Origin of the sequence: Pelagicoccus sp. SDUM812002, assembly GCF_031127835.1 — a bacterium.
GTDB lineage: Bacteria > Verrucomicrobiota > Verrucomicrobiia > Opitutales > Opitutaceae > Pelagicoccus.
Window position 1 is genome coordinate 1 of the sequence record NZ_JARXHX010000060.1, and the last position, 2,701, is coordinate 2,701.

Below are 2,701 nucleotides of genomic sequence, written 5' to 3' on the forward strand. Positions count from 1 at the left end.
TCTTTCCGTCGATGAATACTGAGTTCGCTCGAAAACAAAACTCAGTGCTCGATAGTTTGATGTCTTTGGTTTCGTTCATCTATTTTTTGCCAACGTCAAAGCCATACGCGTAGGTCAGCGCGGAGCGCTGGCCGGAGTTGTATGAGCTGCCTGGTTGTACTTCTTCCAAATTTCTTTTCTAATGTTTTTCGCAAGCTTTACCCGAATGAGTTTTCCTGTGCTCGCTATTAGATAGATTTTGAAAGTATGTATGCGGTAGAACGCGAGGAATCTGCTCTTCGCGAAAAGAAAATCTTCTCGATCATCCAGTTCCTCGAAAAACGTAGATGGGTGAAATAGATTCCCTTGCTTGCCGTCCGTAAGTTCCGCCGGAAAACTCGTGCTGAGCTTGGAGATTAGCGGATCGAAATACGGAAACGTGAAAAAATAGTTCTTCTTTCCGAAAGGTCGACTTCTGAATATCCATTTGTAGTTCGTTATTGTTACAGGACGTGGACCTGTATTCACGAAGCTAAGGCAATAGACATATGTGTCCAACTTTAGCTGAGAGGATGACGGGATTACGCTTCCGGTGAAATTTGCGGAGATGCGAATAGATTTATCACGTAACGTTAGCCAGAGAGCGATTCCTGATATAGTGATTGTTCCAAAAGCTGATAGCCACGGAGCAAAGCTATTGATCAGTCTCCAGGTTTCTATGGTTTCCGTGGTCATCTTTTCTTGTACAACGCCAAGCTCAGACGACGAGCGCGTGCGCTCGTTGTCTGCGGCGCCTTGTTCTGCTTATGTTTTTTAAAATGGTGGGGAGCGGAGGAATTAAACCTCCGTCGGTGCTATCTCCTCCATAGACCAAAGCTAAAATTACAGTTCTATCCCTTGTGTCGCAAGCACGCCTCGATGGCCTCCCCAGTAGCACCGTGCTCCACAACACATATGATATATAATCAATCGTATCCATGATTACTCTCCAGGTTGAGTTCCAGAGACCGTTTAGGAGTCTTGCGACTGAGATAGTAACTGTAAATGTCACTGTGATCTTCACTTGGAAGTTCTTATACCTTGTTGGGTAAATTCTATCGAATCTCGTAGATCGCCTGAGTGGCTCTCATGAATTCGTGTATTTTGTTTCCTTTTATTTGGTAGACGGGTTGAGTAGCTCGCATAAACTCATGGATCTTGTCACCTCTGATTTCGTAGACGGGTTGCGTGGCGCTCATAAATTTATGAATTTTGTTACCCCGGATCTCGAACTTCGCTTGCGAGGCACGCATGTATTCGTAGATCTTCTTTCCGCTAAAGCGATCGTTGTTTTCGTTATTCATTATTTTGCAGAACGTCAAAGCCATACGCGGAGGTCAGTCGCGGAGCGACTGGCCGGAGTTGTATGGGCTGTCTGGTTGGGCATTATAATTTTGCAGTTTCGATCCATTTATAGCTCACAAATTCACTCACTTTCAATTCTCTATCGAATCCTCCGAGGTGTCCGTGTCGTCCCTTTTTTGACGCGGTACCTTTTACGGTGATTTGGTACCATACGGGGACAGCGTACTCTTCTCCAAGTTGGTCTAATTTTTTTCCATAATCTTCGACGAATTCTTTGAAAATGTCTTCATCGTACGAAATCCACCAAACTTCATCATGGCCATCGGCGTGGAAGTTGCTCGTTTCGAAACCGTACGAGAACGTTCCGGAAAACGTACCTTCAATCTTTCTTGAGCAGGAGATCGTCGCAATTGCGAAAACGAAGATGATGACGAGGGTTGCTAGTTTAGTTGATTTCATTTTTTCGCCCAACGCCAAGGCCATATGATGTAGGCCCTGTTTTGGTTTAACTTAAAGTTGGGTTGATTTGGTGGGGTTGAGGTGAAAGAGGCGGGCGTTTGCCGGAATTGTATGAGCCGACTTGATCTCCCTTCGTCATTTTTTCAGCTCGTATCTAGCTGGTCTTCTTTCTTGCAGGACCATCTTTTTGTTTTGGAGGTCGAGTTGGTTCGCTCTCTCGGAAATCGATCTTTCTGTTCAATGCAGGAGTTCTTTTCTTAACCACCGACTACACAGATTGCACTGATGATTTTGTATCCGTATTTTAGTTCTATATTTGGAGATCGTCGAGGCCATACGTGTGGGCCACGCTAATGGCTCAAGCTTCAGTGGTCGTTGATTTTAGGGGGTCGTTGTGAAAGAGGCGGGCGTTTGCCGGAATTGTATGCGCCGACTTGTTAGCCTTTTGATCCATAAGCAAAGGGCTGGAGACGATCTACGCCAGACAGACCCAGTAAAGAAAGCGTACCTAGAACTACCCAAACAAGCGGATTGAATTTCTTTTTATGATTTTTTTGAATTTTCATATTAATACGTCCCTTCTTTTTGATGTTAAGTTCTTTAGTTTTGTTCGACATTTCTTCAGAGGGATTTGAACCCTCGGAGTGTTTACGCTCCAGATGTTTAGTTTCCTTTTCCTTTTCGAGGTTTAGCTCGAAGAGCAGTTGAGGCTCACACTTGTCTCCACTCCTTTGCTTATAGTTTTAATTTTTCATTTCATTGGCTAACGCAGAGGTCTCACGCGAGCGCTTGCGCGAGTTGTGAGGACCGACTTGATGGGGTTGAGTTTTTCATCTTCAGAGTTGGGTTTGTCTTGGAAGTTGGGGCTCTTCTTTTCTTGGATTCAGTCTTCGGATCCATTGTCAAATTGCGATCTTTC

At 44.6% G+C, this 2,701-nt stretch carries 2 protein-coding genes; both read right to left on the minus strand.

Features of this window, described 5'->3' with window-relative positions; all coding sequences use genetic code 11:
- Window positions 1-1,073: 1,073 nt before the first annotated feature.
- Window positions 1,074-1,322, minus strand: coding sequence for a hypothetical protein (locus QEH53_RS23465; RefSeq protein ID WP_309025671.1), 249 nt, complete (start codon window positions 1,320-1,322; stop codon window positions 1,074-1,076).
- A gap of 82 nt (window positions 1,323-1,404) precedes the next feature.
- Entirely contained in the window at window positions 1,405-1,782 is a 378-nt protein-coding gene (locus QEH53_RS23470) for a hypothetical protein (RefSeq protein WP_309025672.1), read from the minus strand.
- Window positions 1,783-2,701 lie beyond the last annotated feature (919 nt).

Bases quoted from the DNA above. Each gene is read 5' to 3' on its own strand.
- QEH53_RS23465 (WP_309025671.1), bottom strand. From the start codon at position 1,322: ATGAATAACGAAAACAACGATCGCTTTAGCGGAAAGAAGATCTACGAA.
- QEH53_RS23470 (WP_309025672.1), bottom strand. From the start codon at position 1,782: ATGAAATCAACTAAACTAGCAACCCTCGTCATCATCTTCGTTTTCGCA.